The organism is Streptomyces sp. NPDC104581 (assembly GCF_055583685.1).
The window spans coordinates 131,532-150,274 of record NZ_JBVJNN010000014.1 but is presented as its reverse complement, the minus strand read 5'-3'; the positions used below and the strand labels follow the sequence as shown (position 1 = coordinate 150,274).

The following is an 18,743-nucleotide window of genomic DNA, read 5'->3' as shown; positions in this document are numbered from 1 at the left end:
GGTGGTGAGGCCGGCCGGACGAATACCGGGCCGTACGGGATGGCGGGTCGGGTCAGCCCAGCAGGGAGATGTCCCTGACCGCGCCCTTGTCCGCGCTCGTGGCCATCGCCGCGTACGCGCGCAGCGCCACGGAGACCTTGCGCTCGCGTGCGACCGGCTCGTACACCCCGTTCAGCGCGTCCCGCCGCACCGCCAACTCGTCGTCCCCGACGAGCAGTTCGATCGAGCGTCCGGGGATGTCGATCCGGATGCGGTCGCCGTCCCGCACCAGCGCGATCGTCCCTCCGGACGCCGCCTCCGGCGAGGCGTGGCCGATCGACAGCCCCGACGTACCGCCGGAGAACCGGCCGTCGGTGACCAGGGCGCACGCCTTGCCCAGGCCCCGCCCCTTCAGATACGAGGTCGGGTAGAGCATCTCCTGCATGCCGGGGCCGCCGCGCGGACCCTCGTAGCGGATGACGATGACATCGCCCTCCCTGATCTCCTTACGGAGGATCTTCTCGACGGCCTCGTCCTGCGACTCGCAGACGACGGCCGGGCCCTCGAAGGTCCAGATCGACTCGTCCACGCCCGCGGTCTTCACGACGCAGCCGTCGACGGCCAGATTGCCCTTCAGCACGGCGAGCCCGCCGTCCTGCGAGTACGCGTGCTCCACGGAGCGGATGCAGCCGCCCTCGGCGTCCAGATCGAGCATGTCCCACCGCTCGGACTGGGAGAACGCGGTCGCCGAGCGCTTGCAGCCGGGCGCCGCGTGCCACAGCTCCACGGCCTCCTCGGAAGGTGACCCGCCGCGCACGTCCCATGTCTTGAGCCACTCGTCGAGCGAGTCGGAGTGCACCGAGTGCACGCCCTCCTGAAGGAGGCCGCCCCGGTACAGCTCGCCCAGGATGGCGGGGATGCCGCCGGCCCGGTGGACGTCCTCCATGTAGTACGTGCCGCCGGGCGCCACGTTCGGCGCGACCTTCGCCAGGCACGGGACACGGCGCGAGACGGCGTCGATCTCGTCGAGGCCGTAGTCGAGACCGCCCTCCTGGGCGGCGGCGAGGAGGTGCAGGATCGTGTTGGTGCTGCCGCCCATGGCGATGTCGAGCGCCATCGCGTTGTCGAAGGCCGCGCGGGTGGCGATGCTGCGCGGCAGGACGGTCTCGTCGCCGCCTTCGTAGTAGCGCTTGGCGATGTCGACGACCGTGGCGCCCGCGTTCTCGTACAGGGCCTTGCGCGCGGTGTGCGTGGCGAGGACCGAACCGTTGCCCGGCAGGGCCAGACCGATGGCCTCGGCGAGACAGTTCATCGAGTTCGCGGTGAACATGCCGGAGCAGGAGCCGCAGGTCGGGCAGGCGTTCTCCTCGATACGGAGCATGTCCTCGTCCGAGACGGACTCGTTCACGGCGTCGGAGATCGCGTTGATCAGGTCCAGCTTGCGGACCGTGCCGTCGACCAGGGTGGCCTTGCCGGCCTCCATCGGACCGCCGGAGACGAAGACGGTGGGGATGTTGAGGCGCATCGCGGCCATCAGCATGCCCGGGGTGATCTTGTCGCAGTTGGAGATGCAGATCAGCGCGTCGGCGCAGTGCGCCTCGACCATGTACTCGACGGAGTCGGCGATCAGGTCGCGGGACGGCAGGCTGTAGAGCATGCCCCCGTGGCCCATCGCGATGCCGTCGTCCACGGCGATGGTGTTGAACTCGCGCGGCACCGCGCCCGCGGCCTTGATCGCCTCGGAGACGATCCGGCCGACGGGGGCGAGGTGGGTGTGTCCGGGGACGAACTCCGTGAAGGAGTTGGCCACGGCGACGATCGGCTTGCCGATGTCCTCGCTCGCTACGCCCGACGCCCGCATAAGGGCGCGTGCGCCCGCCATGTTGCGGCCGTGGGTGACAGTGCGGGACCTCAGCTCGGGCATCGTCGCTCGCTCCTTCGGCAGATCCTTCGGTGGAAATGACTTTTTCGAGCCTACGCCCACCACTCCAAGATCTGGACGGTCGTCCCGGAATGCGGGACGACGGTCCGGCTTTCGGCCGGGCCGCCGGAGAACGGGCCGGGCCGGGCCCCGGCCGGGCGGCGCGGGGGGGGACCGCCCGGTTCTCAGCCGGGTCCGTCCCCCGCCGGTCCGTCCTGGGCGGGGCCTGCCTCGGTCAGATAGCGCTGGAGTGTCGGCGCGACGATCCTGACGATCTCCTCCGTGTCCACCGAAGCCAGCGGCTCCGCCTTGAGCACGTACCGCAGGATCGCGATCCCGATCATGTGCGAGGCGGCCAGCTCGGCGCGGAGCGTCGGGTCCGGTACGTCGAGTTCGACCGCGATCCGCTCCAGCAGCCGCCGCAGGACGAACTTGCGCAGCATGGCCGCCGCGGCCTCGTTCGTCACCGCGGAACGCAGGATCGCGAGCAGCGGGGCCCTGGACACCGGGTTCTCCCACACACCGATGAAGAAGCGCGCGAGCCGCTCGCCGATGCCCTCCTCACCGCCGCTCAGCAGCGCGGGAAGGACCAGCGCCGGTTCGAAGGAGACCTCGATGGCCGCGCCGAAGACCTCGTCCTTCGTACCGAAGTAGTGGTGCACGAGGGCCGGGTCCACACCGGCCGCCTTCGCGATCCCGCGCACGGACGTCTTGTCGTAGCCGCGCTCGGCGAACTCGTTGCGGGCCGCGTCGAGGATCCGCTCACGGGCGCCGGGGCCGGTGTCCGTTTCGGAGCGGGCGGGGCGGCCACGGCGGCGCGGGGCCGTACCGGTCATGTGCGGCGGATCCGGGGCCGGCCGTGGGACACGCGGGGCTGCGGCGCCCGGCTCTCCCCCGTCGGCCCGGCGGGGGACACGGCGGGACCGGGACCGGCGGACGACGCCAGATGGAGCCGGGTGAAGGCGAGCGCCTCCGCGAGATCGGCCTCGCGTTCGGCCGAGGACATCGCGCGCCGTGTGTTGACCTCGATCACGACATGGCCGTCGAAGGCGCTGCCCGCCAGCCGTTCGAGCAGCTCGGCGCAGGGCTGGCCGCCGCGGCCCGGCACCAGGTGCTCGTCCTTGGCCGAGCCGTTGCCGTCCGCGAGGTGGACGTGCCCCAGCCGGTCGCCCATGCGGTCGACCATGGACATGGCGTCGGCGCGGGCGGTGGCGGTGTGCGACAGGTCGACGGTGAAGTGGCGGTAGTCGTCCTTCGTGACGTCCCAGTCGGGGGCGTACGCCAGCACTTCACGGTCCCGGTAGCGCCACGGGTACATGTTCTCGACCGCGAAGCGCACGTCCGTCTCGTCGGCCATCCGCCAGACGCCCGCGACGAAGTCACGGGAGTACTGGCGCTGCCAGCGGAAGGGCGGGTGCACGACCACGGTGGAGGCGCCGAGCCGCTCGGCGGCCGACCGGGCCCGCTGGAGCTTGGTCCACGGGTCCGTCGACCAGACCCGCTGCGTGATCAGCAGACAGGGCGCGTGGATGGCGAGGATCGGCACGTGGTGGTAGTCGGACAGGCGGCGCAGGGCCTCGACGTCCTGGCTGACGGGATCCGTCCAGACCATGACCTCGACACCGTCGTACCCGAGGCGCCCGGCCATCTCGAAGGCCGTCGCCGTGGACTCCGGGTAGACGGAGGCCGTCGACAGGGCGACCTTCGCATCCGGGATGCGCACCACTGGTTCTGCCACGGGGACAGGGTACGGGCACCGGCGGGCGGCATCGCGGGCAGCGCAGCGGAAAGTGACAAGGGCAACGGCTCACCCTCGTGAGGAGGCGGGCACGCCGGCCCGCCCTCATGAAGAGGCAAGGTCGCCGGGCCAGGGGAGGCGGGCGTCGGGCCCCGCCTCCGGGGGCGGGCGACCGGCCTCCCACTTCGGCGGGCGGACGTCAGACCTCCGTCGTGGGCAGCTGGTCGAGCCGTCGCAGGATCACACCCTCGCGCAGCGCCCACGGGCAGATCTCCAGCTCCTCGACGCCGAACAGATCCATCGCCGCCTCGGCGACCAGCGCCCCGGCCAGCAGCTGCGACGCCCGGCCGTCCGAGACACCGGGGAGGCCCGCGCGCCGTGCCGCAGTCATCGCCGCCAGCCTGGGGACCCACTCCTCCAGCGCCTTGCGGCTCAGCTCGCGCTGTACGTAGAGCCCCTCGGCGGAGCGGGCCGCCCCGGCGATCCGCGCGAGCTGCCGGAAGGTCTTCGAGGTGGCCACGACATGGTCCGGCTCGCCGAACCGGGTGAACTCGCCGACGGTACGGGCGATCTGGGCCCGCACATGGCGCCGCAGCGCGCGTACGGCCTGGGGATCGGGCGGGTCCCCGGGCAGCCAGGCGGCGGTGAGCCGCCCGGCGCCCAGGGGCAGCGACACGACGGCGTCCGGTTCCTCGTCGATGCCGTACGCGATCTCCAGCGAGCCGCCGCCGATGTCCAGGACCAGCAGTTTCCCGGCCGACCAGCCGAACCAGCGGCGCGCCGCGAGGAAGGTCAGCCGGGCCTCCTCCTCGCCGGTGAGGACCTGGAGGTCGACATCCGTCTCCTCCTTGACCCTGGCGAGCACCTGGTCGGCGTTGCTGGCCTCGCGGACGGCGGACGTGGCGAACGGCAGCACCGCCTCGCAGCCCTTGTCCTCGGCGGCCTGGAGCGCGTCCGCGATCGTCGCCACCAGCCGCTCGACACCCTCGGGCCCGATCGCGCCGTCCGCGTCGAGCAGTTCGGCGAGTCTCAACTCCGTCTTGTGCGAATGGGCGGGCAGCGGTCGCGCGCCGCGGTGGGCGTCGACCGCCAGAAGGTGGACGGTGTTCGAACCGACGTCGAGAACTCCGAGTCTCATGGGCGAACGCTACTGCGGCGACACGCATACGCTGGAGTCGTGCCAAAGACGAAAAAGGCGAAGCCGGGCAAAGCCGGGCGCGCGAAGAAGCAGCACGAGCAGGGTCCGCCCGACGAGAAGGGTCTGGACTTCGCCCGGTCATGGGTCGAATTCCCCGATCCGGCCGACGACGAGCAGGTCTTCCGCTGCGATCTGACGTGGCTCACCTCGCGGTGGTCCTGCATCTTCGGCAGCGGCTGCCAGGGCATCGAGGCGGGCCGCGCCGACGACGGCTGCTGCACGCTGGGGGCGCACTTCTCCGACGAGGACGACGAGAAACGCGTCGCGGGTCATGTGAAGCGCCTCACTCCGGAGCTGTGGCAGTTCCACGACGTGGGGACGGAGAGCGGCTGGACGGAGACGGACGACGACGGCGCCCGCAAGACGCGCCGCTGGGACGGCTCCTGCGTCTTCCAGAACCGGCCCGGCTTCGCCGGCGGCGCGGGCTGCGCACTCCACATCCTGGCGCTGCGTGAGGACCGCGAGCCGCTGGAGACGAAGCCCGACGTCTGCTGGCAGCTGCCGGTCCGGCGTACGTACGACTGGATCGACCGGCCCGACGAGACGCGGGTGCTCCAGGTGACGATCGGCGAGTACGACCGCCGGGGCTGGGGCCCCGGCGGGCACGACCTGCACTGGTGGTGCACGTCGGCGACTTCGGCGCACGGCGCGGGTGAGCCGGTGTACCGGACGTACGCGCCCGAGCTGACCGAGCTGATGGGCAAGGCCGGTTACGACGCGCTGGCCGAGCTGTGCGAGGCACGGCTCGCGAGCGCGCTGCCGCTCGTCGCCCCGCACCCGGCGGACCCGCCCCCGGCCTCCTGACACCGGCCCGTGAGCGGGCGCCCGCTCACGGGGGCGGTGTGTCCGGGCCGCCGGGACCGGTCGGCCCGCCGGGATCGTCCGGCGAGGGCGGCGGGTCGCTCGGCTGCCCCGTACCGGGATCCGACGGACCGGCCGTTCCGGGCGGCGGACCGGTGGGGTCCGACGGGCCCGGATCGGTCGGCTCGCCCGGATCACTCGGCCCGGGGCCGCCGGTGCCGGGCGGTGTCGGGGAGGGCGGGCGCGTCGGGTGCGTCGGCCTGCCGGGCCCGGGGTGGGAGGAGGACGGCGGCCGGGAGCCGTAACCGCTGATCGCGACCACCGAGCCCGCCGGGGTCAGTCCGATCCGGGCGCTCCACGGGCCCGACGGCTCGCGCGCGTGGTCCACGTGCACATGGACGGTGACGGACCTGCCGGGGGCGAGCGTGCCCGAGGTACGGCTCAGCCGCAGCCAGGACGCGCTGCTCCAGGCCGACCAGGAGACGGGGTCGCCGCCGGTCGCGGTGAGCGTGATCCTCGTACGGTCACCGGTCGACTCCGCGGTGACCGAGAGCCGTCCCGAGCCCGTTCCTGGGGTGCCGGACGGGGCGCCCGTCCCGTCGCTGATGACCTCGACCGAGACGTCCGGGTCACGGCTGCCGGTGGCGAAGGGGTCCCCCGGCCGGTTCTGGGCGTTGCCCGCGTTCTCGTAGGTGTCGTACGGATCGGCTCCCTGCGTACCGCGCCGCTCGGCGGCGCCGGCGCTGACCGACGTCCCGCCGTGGCCCTCGCCGGTCGGCGGCTCGCCCCGGTAGGCCGCCCAGAGGGCGAGCACGGGCGCGGCGACGACGGTCGCCACGACGGTGGTGGTGACGGCCCGCGAGCGGATCCGTTCCCGGCGGGCGGCGCGGTCCTTCGGGTCCATGGGGAAGCCGTCGCGGCCGAAGCGCGGGGTCGTGGCGCGGGCGCGCGGGGTGTTCGTCATGGCGCCGTACGCCGCGGCCCGGGGGGCCTGGACGAGCGGCAGGACGGCGGGCGACGCGGCCCGCGAGGGCGCACCGGACGGCGCGGCCCGGGCGGCGCGCGCGGCGGCGGCCGAGCCGGGCCAGGGGCCCGCCGCCTCTGCGCGCTCGGCGGCGCGGCGGCAGCGTGGGCAGTCGTCCACGTGCCGGACGAGTTCGCGGCGGAGCGCGGCCGAGAGCAGCACCTGGTCGTCGCCGGTGAGCCGGGCGACGGCGGGGCAGTTGCTCGTCTCTACGACGGCGAGCGCGGCCCTGGTGCGCTCGACCTCGCAGGCGGCGGAGTTGAGCAGTTCGCGGGCCGGCAGCGGTTCCATGGACAGGACGGCGGCGACGTCGCGTGCGCCGAGCCGGTGGCGTACGGCGAGTTCGAGGGCCTCGCGCTGCTCGGGGGTGGTGCCGGCGGCCTCGGGCCAGGCCAGCAGGGCCAGTTCACGCCGTCTGCGCTCGGCGACCTCCGGCGGGACGCCGGCCGGCGCGTCGCCTTCCCCGTCGCCTCCCGCACCGGCTGCCGCACCGGCCCGGAGAGCCCCGCCGGGCGCGCGGCGGCGGCCCGCGTGCGCCCCCGGGCGGCTCCCCCGCCGCTCCCCGAGCCGCCGCAGACAGGCCCAGCGGGCCAGCGCGTACAGCCAGGTGCCCCGCTCGTCCGCGCCGGCCGGGCAACGCCCGTAGTGGCGCTCGGAGACGGCCAGGACCTCGCCCAACACCTCGATGGCGGCGTCGTGGTCGCACAGCACGGAGAGGCAGTACGTGAACAGCCCGTCCAGATAGGGCTCGTAGCGCGCGGGCGGCCGGCGCGTCTCCGATCGGGGCGCGCGACGGGGCGCACGGTGTGCGCCGGTGGTGTACGTGGGGGGCTCCAGTCTGCTGCTCGTCACCCGGCGACGGTAGACACGGGAGCGCACGACCCTCCCCACCCTTGCCTACATTTAATCCTTACGGGTGAAACGTCTGTCGTGACCGTTTCCTTCGGGCGAAGGCCGCCGAAGTCACTTCCGCGGCAAGGGCTGTCAGTGGTCGGCTATACGGTGGCGTCATGGCTGTCGCCCGTACCAAATCCGCCAAGGACCGGCCGTCCTACCGCTGTACCGAATGCGGTTGGACGACCGTCAAATGGCTCGGCCGCTGCCCCGAGTGCCAGGCCTGGGGCACGGTCGAGGAGTACGGCGCGCCCGCCGTACGGACGACGGCGGTCGGCCGGGTCAGCACCCCCGCCCTCCCGATCGGCCAGGTCGACGGGCGCACGGCGACCGCGCGCTCGACGGGCGTCGACGAGTTGGACCGCGTCCTCGGCGGCGGGCTCGTGCCGGGTGCCGTCGTGCTGGTGGCCGGTGAGCCGGGCGTCGGCAAGTCCACGCTGCTCCTGGACGTGGCGGCGAAGGCGGCCGGCTCCGAGCACCGCACGCTGTATGTGACGGGTGAGGAGTCGGCGAGCCAGGTACGGCTGCGCGCGGACCGCATCAAGGCCATCGACGACCATCTCTATCTCGCGGCCGAGACGGACCTCTCGGCCGTCCTCGGGCATCTCGACGCGGTCAAACCGTCGCTGCTCGTCCTCGACTCCGTACAGACGGTGGCGTCGCCGGAGATCGACGGCGCGCCCGGCGGCATGGCCCAGGTCCGGGAGGTCGCGGGCGCGCTCATCCGGGCCTCCAAGGAGCGGGGCATGTCCACCCTGCTGGTCGGCCATGTCACCAAGGACGGCGCGATCGCGGGCCCCCGGCTGCTGGAGCACCTGGTGGACGTGGTGCTGTCCTTCGAGGGCGACCGCCACGCGCGGCTGCGGCTGGTGCGGGGCGTCAAGAACAGGTACGGCACGACGGACGAGGTCGGCTGCTTCGAGCTGCACGACGAGGGCATCACCGGCCTCGCCGACCCCTCCGGCCTCTTCCTCACCCGCCGGGACCAGCCGGTGCCCGGCACCTGTCTGACGGTCACGCTCGAAGGCCGCCGCCCGCTCGTCGCCGAGGTGCAGGCGCTGACGGTCGACTCGCAGATCCCGTCCCCCCGCCGCACCACGTCCGGCCTGGAGACCTCCCGCGTCTCGATGATGCTGGCCGTCCTGGAACAGCGCGGCAGGATCAGCGCGCTCGGCAAGCGCGACATCTACAGCGCGACGGTCGGCGGCGTGAAGCTCTCCGAGCCGGCCGCCGACCTGGCGATCGCGCTCGCCCTGGCCTCGGCGGCGAGCGACACCCCGCTGCCGACGAACCTGGTCGCGATCGGCGAGGTGGGCCTCGCGGGCGAGGTCAGAAGGGTCACGGGAGTCCAGCGCAGACTGGCCGAGGCGCACCGTCTGGGCTTCACGCACGCCCTCGTCCCGACCGATCCGGGGAGGATCCCGGCCGGTATGAAGGTCACAGAAGTCGCGGACATGGGGGCGGCTCTGAGCGTGCTCCCGCGCCGACGTCGGGCGGAGGCCCCACGGGACGGCGAGGACCGCCGGTAGACTTTGCCCTGGTCTCGCCCATCCGTACGAGCCGGAGGAGTGCAGTGGCAGCCAACGACCGGGCAGCAGCACCCGGAAAGTCCGGTGGTGGCTCCGGTGGATCCGGCACCGAAGCGCTGATGCGCGCCTCACTGAGCGCCGTAGCGCCCGGCATGGCGCTGCGTGACGGGCTGGAGCGGATCCTCCGGGGGAACACCGGCGGTCTCATCGTCCTGGGTATGGACAAGACCGTAGAGACGATGTGCACGGGCGGCTTCGTGCTGGACGTGGAATTCACCGCCACGAGGCTCCGTGAGCTGTGCAAGCTCGACGGCGCGCTCATTCTCGACAAAGACATCACCAAGATTCTGCGGGCGGGCGTCCAGCTCGTGCCCGACGCGTCCATCCCGACCGAGGAGACCGGCACGCGCCACCGCACGGCGGACCGGGTGTCCAAGCAGTGCGGCTTCCCGGTGATCTCCGTGTCCCAGTCGATGCGGCTGATCGCGCTGTACGTGGACGGGGAGCGGCGCGTCCTGGAGGAGTCGGCGGCGATCCTGTCGCGGGCCAACCAGGCGCTGGCCACCCTGGAGCGGTACAAGCTCCGGCTGGACGAGGTCGCGGGCACGCTCTCCGCGCTGGAGATCGAGGACCTGGTGACGGTCCGGGACGTGACGGCGGTGTCGCAGCGTCTGGAGATGGTGCGCAGGATCGCCACGGAAATCGCCGAGTACGTGGTCGAGTTGGGCACGGACGGGCGCCTTCTCGCCCTCCAGCTGGACGAGTTGATCGCGGGCGTCGAGCCCGAGCGTGAGCTCGTCGTACGGGACTACGTGCCCGAGCCGACGGCGAAGCGGTCGCGTACGGTCGCCGAGGCGATGACGGAGCTGGACGCGCTCTCCCACACGGAGCTGCTGGACCTGCCCGTGGTGGCCCGCGCGCTGGGGTACAGCGGTTCGCCCGAGACGCTGGACTCGGCGGTCTCGCCGCGCGGCTACCGGCTGCTGGCCAAGGTGCCGCGTCTGCCGAACGCCATCATCGAGCGGCTGGTCGAGCACTTCGGCGGGCTCCAGAAGCTGCTGGCGGCGAGCGTCGACGACCTCCAGACGGTGGGCGGCGTGGGCGAGGCACGGGCGCGCAGCGTGCGCGAGGGGCTGTCGCGGCTGGCGGAGTCGTCGATCCTGGAGCGGTACGTCTGAGGCCGGGCGGTACGTCCGGGGCCGGCGGTACGTCCGGGGCCGGCGGTACGTCCGGGGTCCTGGCCGGACCCCCGTGACCGCATCGCCGTAGAACGAAGGGCGGCCCCACCGCATCGGTGGGGCCGCCCTTCGTCGTGCGGATCAGTCCTTGTCCAGGCGGATCGATGTCTGGCCCTGCTTGACGGTCGCGCGGGGCGCCGCCGCCTCCACCAGATAGGTGCCCGGTCCGGCCTTGCCCGGCGGGGGCGTGGCGCACTGCGGGGCACTCCGGGTGAGGTCCCAGACGAGGGTGCGTGTCACGGTCCCGCCCGCGGGCACCTTCAGCAGCAGCCGGCTGATCTTGGGGCAGTCCTCGGAGGACCAGATCTCGTCGCTGTCGGCGTCGGTGACGGTCAGCACCACGGACTTGGGCCCGAGGTCCGCCTTGCAGTCCCTGGCCGAGCCGTTGGTGGCGACGATTTTGAACGTGGGCTTCTCCCCCGGCTCGTAGGCGACCTTCCGGCTCTCCAGCTTCAGGGTCAGGGCGCTCGGCGCGCAGTCGGGGAGGCTCGATCCGGCCGGGACCTGCTCGCCCGTGCTGCCACCGTTCGCGCCGTCACCACCGCCACCGCTGCCGGTGCCGCCGTTCGCGGCTCCGCCCGAGCCGGCGGAGCCGCCCGTACCGGCGCCACCGGTGTCACCGCTGCCGCCGCCGTCGGCGCCCGCGTCCGAACCGCCGTCCTCGCCACCGCCGTTGCCGCCGGTCTCGTCCGACTCGTCGCGTCCGCCCGGCTGTTCACTGATCGCGGGTCCGGAACCGGAGGGGCCGGGAGTGATCGAGGGGGCGGGACCGTCTCCGTTCGCGCCGTCGTCGCGCTTCTTTCCGCCTTCGTCACCACCGGATGTGACGGCCCATACGACGAGCAACGCGAGCAGCGCGATCAGAGTCGCCGCTACTGCCCTCCGTCGCCAGTAGATGGAGGAGGGAAGCGGCCCGACCGGATTGCGCATAGATCCCACGACGCAAACTCTACGAGAGTTCAGGGCCAACTCCCGCCCCACATGCCGCCCGTCTCGCAAGTTTTACGGATCATCATCACGCTACAGCCGCCTGTGTGCCCCCACTTGTCACTTTCGTCAGGGGTTCGGGCGCCGACGGCGAGATGCGCGAGCCGGAGTGGGGGAGGTACGGTCCGTAACCATGGACCCCTCCGTCACCAGCGGCCTTTACCGCGACATTACTGACCTCGCCCAGCAATCGCCTTCCTGGGTAGGGCACTTCGTCGAGATAGGGACGGAGGCCGTGATCCTGATCTTCGGAGCTCTCTTCCTCGTGAGCTGGTGGCGCACCCGGTCCGCGGACTCACGAGCCATGGCCGTGGCGGTGGTTGGGCCGCTGGCGACCGCGGTCGCCTACGTGGGCAGCGAGTTGTTCAAGAGCGCCGTACAGGAGGAACGGCCCTGCCGCGCGGTCGCCGGAGCGGCGGTGTCGCTGGCGACCTGTCCGCCGGTCGGCGACTGGTCCTTCCCCAGCAACCACTCGACCATCGCCGGGGCGGCGGCGGTCGCCCTCGCCATCGCCTGGCGGAAGATCGCGCTCCTCACCCTCCCGCTGGCACTCTTCGCGGCCTTCTCGCGGGTCTTCGTCGGCGTGCACTACCCGCACGACGTGGCGGTGGGCCTGGTGTTCGGCGGGCTGGTCGCCGCGCTCGTCGTCCTGGCGCTGACACGGCCCGCGCGGGCGCTGATCGGGACCATGCGGACGAGCCGTACGGGTGTGGTGGTCTGGTTCGCCGGGCCGGGACCGGCCGTCCGGCCGGACATCGGATCGGGACCGGTCCACGGCGGGGTCCACGGACCGGGGCCGGGACACGGACAGCAGCCGGAGCACGGACCGGGGCACGGACCGGTCGGCGACTCGCGCCGGCTCCGCCGGCAGAGGGGCCGCCACGGCGCGCGCTCCTGAGCGCGCGGTGCGCTCCCGCGTCCCGCACCACCGGCCGGGCGGGCACGACCGGCAACGCGCCCCCTTCGCGCCCCCGTCACTCCCTGCGAAGCCCGGCGCACGGCTTTCGGCTGCACCACCCCCACCCCCGGACGTGCCAGGATCGGTTCCGCCATGACTGCGACTTCTGCGACTACGCCGCCGGTCAACGATCCGGCCACACTTCACGACCCCGTCATCGCGTGGTTCGACGCGCACGCCCGCGACCTGCCCTGGCGCCGCCCCGACACGGGCGCCTGGGGCGTGATGGTCAGCGAGTTCATGCTCCAGCAGACCCCGGTCGCCCGGGTGCTCCCGGTGTACGAACAGTGGCTCGCGCGCTGGCCCCGCCCGGCCGACCTGGCCGCCGAGGCCCCCGGCGAAGCGGTCCGCGCCTGGGGCAGACTCGGCTACCCGCGCCGGGCGCTGCGGCTGCACGGCGCGGCCCTGGCGATAACGGAGAGATTCGGCGGCGACGTGCCGCGCGAGCACGGCCAGCTGCTCGCGCTGCCCGGCATCGGCGAGTACACGGCCGCCGCCGTGGCCTCGTTCGCGTACGGACAGCGGCACGCCGTCCTCGACACGAACGTGCGGCGCGTCTTCGCCCGCGCCGCCGCCGGTATCCAGTACCCGCCGAACGCGACGACCGCAGCCGAACGCCGGCTGGCCCGCGCGCTGCTGCCCGAGGACGAGAAGACGGCCGCCCGCTGGGCCGCCGCGTCCATGGAACTCGGCGCGCTCGTGTGCACCTCGAAGAACGAGGACTGCGCGCGCTGCCCGATCGCGTCGCGGTGCGCCTGGCGGCAGGCCGGCAAACCGGCGCACCAGGGCCCGGCCCGGCGCGGCCAGACGTACGCGGGCACGGACCGCCAGGTGCGCGGCAAGCTGCTCGCCGTACTGCGCGAGGCGGTGGGACCGGTGCCGCTCGCGGCGCTCGACACCGTGTGGGAGGAACCGGTGCAGCGGGCCAGGGCGCTGGACGGACTGGTGGCGGACGGGCTGGTCGAGCCGATGGCCGACGACCTGTACCGGCTGCCGCTGACCTGACCGCACCCGGCCCGCACCGCCCCGGTGCGTACCTCCCGCTCCCCCGCACGACCCGGCCCGGTGGCATCCGGCCCGGCCCGGCCGGCCCCCTCCGGGCCGGCCGTCGGACTGTCACGGCACTTGCCGCTCGTTCGTCCGTTCCGTCCCCCGGCCGTTACACAACCGATGGATGTCCGTGCGCCCGCCGACGGCTGGCGCGCACGACCTCGTGACAACGCCTCCGTAACTTCTCGGACGTAAGGCAGCACGGCGGACGACAGCAGCGCGGCGAGCGGTGCGGTTCACGGGGTGGGAGGCGGTTGGCATGGCGAACGGCGAGGTGCTCGGGTTCGAGGAGTACGTACGCACCCGGCAGGAGGCCCTGCTGCGCAGTGCCAGGCGGCTGGTCCCGGACCCCGTCGACGCCCAGGACCTCCTCCAGACCGCCCTGGCCCGCACGTACGGCCGCTGGGACGGTATCGCCGACAAGTCCCTCGCCGACGCCTATCTGCGCCGCGTCATGATCAACACCCGTACGGAGTGGTGGCGGGCGCGCAGGCTCGAAGAGGTCCCGACCGAGCAGCTGCCCGAGCCGTGCGTCGACGACGGCTCCGACCAGCACGCCGACCGCGCCCTGCTCATCGACATCCTCGGGGTCCTCGCGCCGAAGCAGCGCAGCGTCGTCGTGCTGCGGCACTGGGAGCAGATGAGCACGGAGGAGACGGCGGCGGCGCTCGGCATGTCTACCGGTACGGTGAAGAGCACGCTGCACCGGGCGCTGGCCAGACTCCGCGAGGAGCTGGAGGCCCGGGAGCCGGAGCGCCGCGACACGGAGCGCCGGGCGCCGGGGAACCGGCTGCCGGAGCGACGCCGCCCGCGCGCCCAGGCTCCGGAGCGTGCCGGTTATCGTCGCGACGGACGGGGGCAGGAGCGGTGCGCGGCCTGAAGCGCGACGGAGAGAGCACATCCGCCCCGAGATCGACGGGCCGCCGGAGGACGGCGGCCCGCAGCACCGGTGACGGCGGCGCGGGCACCTCGACCGACCGTAAGGCGTCCGGCGGGGCACCCGCCGGCGGCATACCGCCCGGTGACACCCCGCCGAGCCGGTTCCTGAACCGGCTGACACTGACAGCGACGACCACCACCGGCGCCCTGGCGCTGGTCGTGATCGTCGCCTTCGGTGTGTTCGCCATCGGTCCCACGAGCGCCACCGGCACCAGGGACGAGGGCGCCGCCGCCGTCGCCACGGCGGAGCCGACGGCGCCCCCGACGGGCTCGGACGCGGACGTGTCCCTGCCCGCCGAGGACATCGACCCGGTGGCCCTGCTCCGGCGGGACCCCAAGGTGAGCGGGCAGGTCAAGGCCGACCTCAAACCGTGCTCCGAGAACGCCTACCCGGTGGACACCTCGTACGGGAATCTGACCGGCGGCACCGCGCCGGACGTCGTCGTCAACGTGATGAGCTGCGAAGACGCCGTGGGCCTGGGGACGTACGTCTACCGCGAGTCCGACCGGCGGCGGTACGAGAACGTCTTCGTCGCCGAGGAACCCGCCGTGTACGCCACGATCGACCGCGGCGAGCTGGTGGTGACCCGCCAGGTGTACGCGAAGGGCGACCCGGTCTCGTATCCGTCCGGTGAGGACATCGTCACCTACGGCTGGGCCGACACGAGATTCACCGAGCGCTACCGGGTGCGCAACCACTACAGCGGAGCGGTCGGCAACGGCCCCGTGGACGCCCCCGCGCCGTCCGCACCGTTCGGGAACTGAGAGCTGAGAGAGCTGACGGATGCTGGAGACCCACGTCCTGTTCGTCGAGGACGACGACGTCATCCGCGAGGCCACCCAGCTCGCGCTGGAGCGTGACGGCTTCACGGTGACGGCCATGCCGGACGGGCTGTCCGGACTTGAGGCGTTCCGGGCCGACCGGCCGGACATCGCGCTGCTGGACGTGATGGTGCCGGGCCTGGACGGGGTCAGTCTCTGCCGCCGGATCAGGGACGAGTCGACGGTGCCCGTGATCATGCTGTCGGCGCGCGCCGACTCGATCGACGTGGTGCTCGGCCTGGAGGCGGGGGCCGACGACTACGTGACCAAGCCCTTCGACGGCGCGGTGCTGGTCGCCCGCATCCGCGCGGTACTCCGCCGCTTCGGGCACGCCGGCGGACCGGCCGGGGAGCTGGGCGGCCAGGAGCGGGCGGACGAGCAGGGCGCGCTGTCCTTCGGCGATCTGGAGATCGACAAGGAGGGCATGGAGGTGCGCAGAGGGGGTGAGCCGGTGTCGCTGACACCGACCGAGATGCGGTTGCTGATCGAGTTCTCGGCCGCCCCCGGCACCGTGCTCTCCCGCGACAAGCTGCTCGAACGCGTCTGGGACTACGGCTGGGGCGGTGACACCCGGGTGGTGGACGTCCATGTCCAGCGGTTGCGCACCAAGATCGGCCAGGACCGGATCGAGACGGTCCGCGGCTTCGGCTACAAGCTCAAGGCATGAAGCGCCTCGCCCTGCGCACCGGTGTGCGGTGGAAGATCAGCATCGCGATCGCCGCGGTCGGCGCCCTCATCGCGACGGCGCTGAGCCTGGTCGTGCACAACGCGGCCAAGGTGTCGATGCTGGACAACGCGCGTGAGGTGCAGCTGGAGCGGCTGCTGTTCGCGCAGCGCATGTACGACTCCACGCACGAGCTGAAGTTCGGTACGAAGCTGAACGACCCGGTGCTCCCGAACGACCTGCGCAAGAAGGTGCAGGAGGGCAGACGTGCCACCCATGTGAGCGACTCGCGGGACGGGACGCCCGACGTCTGGGCGGCCGTACCGCTGGAGAACGGGGTGCTCTCCCTGCACAGCAAGTTCGCCGACCGCTCGGTGACGATCATGAAGGACCTCGACCGGGCCCTGCTGATCGGCTCGGTCTCCGTGGTCGTCGGTGGCTCCGCGCTGGGCGTGCTGATCGGCGGACAGCTCTCGCGCAGGCTGCGCAAGGCGGCGGCAGCCGCCGGAAAGGTCGCGCAGGGCAACACGGACGTGCGTGTACGGGAGGCGGTCGGCGGGGTCGTACGGGACGAGACCGACGAGCTGGCCCGCGCGGTGGACGCCCTGACGGACGCGCTCAACGAACGCATCGAGGCCGAGCGCCGGGTCACCGCCGACATCGCGCACGAGCTGCGCACACCCGTGACCGGCCTGCTGACGGCAGCGGAGCTGCTGCCGCCGGGACGTCCCACCGAGCTGGTGCGGGACCGCGCCCAGGCCATGCGGACGCTGGTCGAGGACGTACTGGAGGTCGCCAGGCTGGACAGCGCGTCGGAACGCGCCGAACTCCAGGAGGTGGCGCTCGGCGAGTTCGTCAGCAGGCGGGTGGCGCTGCTCGACCCCGATGTACGGATCGAGGTCGTCGCCGACTCCTGGGTGAACACCGATCCGCGCCGTCTGGAGCGCATCATCGGCAATCTGCTGGCCAACGCGGCCAAGCACGGCGGCACGCCGGTCGAGGTGACCGTCGAGGGCCGGGTGGTGCGCGTGCGCGACCACGGTCCCGGTTTCCCCGACGCGCTGCTGCGGGAGGGGCCGAGCCGGTTCCGTACGGGTGCGAGCGACCGGGCGGGGCACGGTCACGGTCTCGGTCTGACCATCGCCGCCGGTCAGGCGCGGGTCCTCGGGGCCCGGCTGACCTTCCGCAACGCGGCCGCGGAGACCCCGGCGCCGGGCCCGGAGGAGACGGGGGGCGCGATCGCGGTGCTCTGGCTGCCCGAGCACGCGCCGACGGCGACCGGCAGCTTCCCGATGATCCAGTTCCCGGACTGAAACGGCCCGCCCCCCGCCCGCCGGGGGCGACCCGGCAGGGGCGTCGTGAGGGCGGACGGCGCTACGTTCCGGACACCCCCTGGGCGGACCGCGCGACCTTCTGCCCGGCGGACGGGGCCGCGCCCTCGCCCGCCGCGTCGGCCTTCTCGGGGCCGGCGCCCCGCAGCGGGACCTCCTTGACGAAGAACGCCGCGACGAAGCCGATCACCGCGACCGAACCGGCCAGCAGGAAGGCCACGTGCGTCCCGGAGGAGACGGCGATCCGGTACGCCTCGCGCGCCGCGTCCGGCAGCTTGGCCAGGCTCGCCGCGTCGAGCTGCGCCGACTGCCGCGTCAGCGCGTCACCACCGCGTGCGGCCATCTCCTCCTGCACCTCGCTGGTGAACAGAGCCCCCATGATCGCGACGCCGAAGGAGCTGCCGAGGGTCCGGAAGAGGGTGGTCGACGACGAGGCGACGCCCATGTCCTTCGGCTCGGCGCTGTTCTGCGCCACGAGCATGGTGATCTGCATCAGGAAGCCCATCCCGGCACCGAGGACGGCCATGTAGACGCCGGAGGTGAGGCGGGAGGTCCCGGTGTCCATCTGCGCGAGCAGGAAGAGCCCGGTGACCATCAGGGCGCCGCCGGCGATGGGGAAGATCTTGTACTTGCCGGTGCTGGTGGTGACCCGGCCCGCGAAGAGCGAGACGACCATCATCGACAGCAGCAGCGGCAGGAGCAGCAGACCGGAGTTGGTCGCCGACGCGCCCTGGACGGACTGCTGGTAGAGCGGCAGGAAGAGGACGGCTCCGAACATGACGAAGCCGGTCAGGAAGCCGATGACCTGCATGAGGCTGAAGTTGCGGTCGCGGAAGATGTGCAGCGGCAGGATCGGCTCGGGCGCCTTGGTCTGCACGTAGACGAAGGAGACGAGGGTGACGACGCCGATGGCGATCAGCTCCATGATCACCGAGGAGCTCCAGGCGTACTCCGTACCGCCCCAGGTGGTGACCAGCACGATCGAGGTGATGCCGACCGTCAGCAGGGCGGCGCCGAGGTAGTCCACCTTGTTCCTGGTCCGCTCCACGGCGGGCAGGTGCAGCACGGTCACGATCATCGCGAGGGCGACGGCACCGAGCGGCAGGTTGATGTAGAAGCTCCAGCGCCAGCCGAGGTGGTCGGTGATGGTGCCGCCGACCAGCGGTCCGCCGATCATGGCCAGGGCCATCACGCCGGCCATCATGCCCTGGTACCTGCCGCGCTCACGGGGCGGGACGAGGTCTCCGATGATCGCCATGACGCCGACCATGAGCCCGCCGGCGCCCAGGCCCTGCACGGCGCGGAAGCCGATGAGCTGGCCCATGTCCTGGGCCATGCCGCTGAGCGCGGAGCCGATCAGGAAGATCACGATGGAGAGCAGGAAGATCTTCTTCCGCCCGTACATGTCGCCGACCTTCCCCCAGATCGGGGTCGACGCGGCGGTGGCGAGGGTGTAGGCGGTGACCACCCAGGACAGGTGCTCCAGTCCGCCCAGCTCGCCGACGATGGTCGGCATCGCGGTGCCGATGATCATGTTGTCCAGCATGGCGAGCAGCATCGCGATCATGAGCGCGAGCAGCACCACCCGCACGCTGCGCGGTCGCGGCTCCGCCTTATTCTTCTGTTCCGACCCCACCGCGTCGAGCGACATGGTCCCCCACTCCCTTGCT

At 72.6% G+C, this 18,743-nt stretch carries 16 protein-coding genes; 9 read left to right on the top strand and 7 right to left on the bottom strand.

The features are described from left to right. Window positions 1–52: 52 nt before the first annotated feature. The 4 genes from ilvD to ACZ61E_RS14555 all read right to left on the bottom strand — a co-directional run bounded on the left by ilvD (window position 53) and on the right by ACZ61E_RS14555 (window position 4,776). The gene (gene ilvD, locus ACZ61E_RS14570; protein ID WP_469699986.1) at window positions 53–1,903 is read right to left on the bottom strand and encodes a dihydroxy-acid dehydratase; all 1,851 of its coding nucleotides are present in this window, start codon (window positions 1,901–1,903) and stop codon (window positions 53–55) included. Between the two features lie 182 nt (window positions 1,904–2,085). After that, complete coding sequence (locus ACZ61E_RS14565) at window positions 2,086–2,736, bottom strand: TetR/AcrR family transcriptional regulator (protein WP_469699985.1); 651 nt, start codon at window positions 2,734–2,736, stop codon at window positions 2,086–2,088. Beyond that, window positions 2,733–3,638 carry a sugar phosphate isomerase/epimerase family protein gene (locus ACZ61E_RS14560; RefSeq protein WP_469699984.1) on the bottom strand — a complete coding sequence of 302 codons (906 nt, stop codon included), beginning with the start codon at window positions 3,636–3,638 and terminating at the stop codon, window positions 2,733–2,735. Before ACZ61E_RS14560 ends, ACZ61E_RS14565 begins: the two co-directional genes overlap by 4 nt. A 199-nt stretch (window positions 3,639–3,837) precedes the next feature. Then, window positions 3,838–4,776 carry a Ppx/GppA family phosphatase gene (locus ACZ61E_RS14555; RefSeq protein WP_469699983.1) on the bottom strand — a complete coding sequence of 313 codons (939 nt, stop codon included), beginning with the start codon at window positions 4,774–4,776 and terminating at the stop codon, window positions 3,838–3,840. A gap of 39 nt (window positions 4,777–4,815) precedes the next feature. Between ACZ61E_RS14555 and ACZ61E_RS14550 the strand changes: the two genes are divergently transcribed. Next, the gene (locus ACZ61E_RS14550; protein ID WP_469699982.1) at window positions 4,816–5,640 is read left to right on the top strand and encodes a DUF3109 family protein; all 825 of its coding nucleotides are present in this window, start codon (window positions 4,816–4,818) and stop codon (window positions 5,638–5,640) included. A gap of 25 nt (window positions 5,641–5,665) precedes the next feature. On the opposite strand, the gene ACZ61E_RS14545 is transcribed toward ACZ61E_RS14550, so the two are convergent. Beyond that, window positions 5,666–7,513: an RNA polymerase sigma factor gene (locus ACZ61E_RS14545; RefSeq protein ID WP_469699981.1), complete on the bottom strand. Its 1,848-nt coding sequence runs from the start codon at window positions 7,511–7,513 to the stop codon at window positions 5,666–5,668. Between the two features lie 158 nt (window positions 7,514–7,671). Here ACZ61E_RS14545 and radA point away from each other — a divergent pair, with 158 nt between their 5' ends. After that, complete coding sequence (radA, locus tag ACZ61E_RS14540; RefSeq protein ID WP_469699980.1) at window positions 7,672–9,084, top strand: DNA repair protein RadA; 1,413 nt, start codon at window positions 7,672–7,674, stop codon at window positions 9,082–9,084. Window positions 9,085–9,128: 44 nt separating this feature from the next. After that, window positions 9,129–10,262 (top strand): DNA integrity scanning diadenylate cyclase DisA, encoded by a 1,134-nt coding sequence (disA, locus tag ACZ61E_RS14535; RefSeq protein ID WP_469699979.1) that lies wholly within the window; start codon window positions 9,129–9,131, stop codon window positions 10,260–10,262. 141 nt (window positions 10,263–10,403) lie between these two features. On the opposite strand, the gene ACZ61E_RS14530 is transcribed toward disA, so the two are convergent. Next, window positions 10,404–11,261, bottom strand: a complete 858-nt coding sequence (locus ACZ61E_RS14530; RefSeq protein WP_469699978.1) for a hypothetical protein — start codon at window positions 11,259–11,261, stop codon at window positions 10,404–10,406. Between the two features lie 181 nt (window positions 11,262–11,442). On the opposite strand from ACZ61E_RS14530, the gene ACZ61E_RS14525 reads away from it, so the two are divergent. The 6 genes from ACZ61E_RS14525 (at window position 11,443) to cseC (ending at window position 17,055) form a co-directional block, all read left to right on the top strand. Then, window positions 11,443–12,207, top strand: a complete 765-nt coding sequence (locus tag ACZ61E_RS14525) for a phosphatase PAP2 family protein (protein ID WP_469699977.1) — start codon at window positions 11,443–11,445, stop codon at window positions 12,205–12,207. 153 nt (window positions 12,208–12,360) lie between these two features. Then, window positions 12,361–13,272: an HhH-GPD family protein gene (locus ACZ61E_RS14520; RefSeq protein WP_469699976.1), complete on the top strand. Its 912-nt coding sequence runs from the start codon at window positions 12,361–12,363 to the stop codon at window positions 13,270–13,272. Window positions 13,273–13,576: 304 nt separating this feature from the next. Then, the gene (locus ACZ61E_RS14515) at window positions 13,577–14,197 is read left to right on the top strand and encodes a SigE family RNA polymerase sigma factor (RefSeq protein WP_469699975.1); all 621 of its coding nucleotides are present in this window, start codon (window positions 13,577–13,579) and stop codon (window positions 14,195–14,197) included. Then, window positions 14,185–15,021 (top strand): hypothetical protein, encoded by an 837-nt coding sequence (locus ACZ61E_RS14510; RefSeq protein WP_469699974.1) that lies wholly within the window; start codon window positions 14,185–14,187, stop codon window positions 15,019–15,021. Before ACZ61E_RS14515 ends, ACZ61E_RS14510 begins: the two co-directional genes overlap by 13 nt. Before the next feature lie 19 nt (window positions 15,022–15,040). After that, window positions 15,041–15,745, top strand: a complete 705-nt coding sequence (gene cseB / locus ACZ61E_RS14505) for a two-component system response regulator CseB (RefSeq protein WP_469699973.1) — start codon at window positions 15,041–15,043, stop codon at window positions 15,743–15,745. Further along, complete coding sequence (gene cseC, locus ACZ61E_RS14500) at window positions 15,742–17,055, top strand: two-component system sensor histidine kinase CseC (protein ID WP_469699972.1); 1,314 nt, start codon at window positions 15,742–15,744, stop codon at window positions 17,053–17,055. Before cseB ends, cseC begins: the two co-directional genes overlap by 4 nt. A 61-nt stretch (window positions 17,056–17,116) precedes the next feature. Here the strand turns inward: cseC and ACZ61E_RS14495 are convergent, their stop codons facing one another. Further along, a complete protein-coding gene (locus tag ACZ61E_RS14495) occupies window positions 17,117–18,724 on the bottom strand; it encodes an MDR family MFS transporter (protein ID WP_469699971.1) in 1,608 nt (535 codons plus the stop codon). Between the last annotated feature and the right edge of the window lie 19 nt (window positions 18,725–18,743).

Excerpts from the sequence above, each read along its gene's own strand:
- ilvD (WP_469699986.1), bottom strand. The coding sequence starts at position 1,903 with ATGCCCGAGCTGAGGTCCCGCACTGTCACCCACGGCCGCAACATGGCG.
- ACZ61E_RS14565 (WP_469699985.1), bottom strand. The coding sequence starts at position 2,736 with ATGACCGGTACGGCCCCGCGCCGCCGTGGCCGCCCCGCCCGCTCCGAA.
- ACZ61E_RS14555 (WP_469699983.1), bottom strand. The coding sequence starts at position 4,776 with ATGAGACTCGGAGTTCTCGACGTCGGTTCGAACACCGTCCACCTTCTG.
- radA (WP_469699980.1), top strand. The coding sequence starts at position 7,672 with ATGGCTGTCGCCCGTACCAAATCCGCCAAGGACCGGCCGTCCTACCGC.
- ACZ61E_RS14525 (WP_469699977.1), top strand. The coding sequence starts at position 11,443 with ATGGACCCCTCCGTCACCAGCGGCCTTTACCGCGACATTACTGACCTC.
- ACZ61E_RS14520 (WP_469699976.1), top strand. The coding sequence starts at position 12,361 with ATGACTGCGACTTCTGCGACTACGCCGCCGGTCAACGATCCGGCCACA.
- ACZ61E_RS14515 (WP_469699975.1), top strand. The coding sequence starts at position 13,577 with ATGGCGAACGGCGAGGTGCTCGGGTTCGAGGAGTACGTACGCACCCGG.
- cseB (WP_469699973.1), top strand. The coding sequence starts at position 15,041 with ATGCTGGAGACCCACGTCCTGTTCGTCGAGGACGACGACGTCATCCGC.
- cseC (WP_469699972.1), top strand. The coding sequence starts at position 15,742 with ATGAAGCGCCTCGCCCTGCGCACCGGTGTGCGGTGGAAGATCAGCATC.
- ACZ61E_RS14495 (WP_469699971.1), bottom strand. The coding sequence starts at position 18,724 with ATGTCGCTCGACGCGGTGGGGTCGGAACAGAAGAATAAGGCGGAGCCG.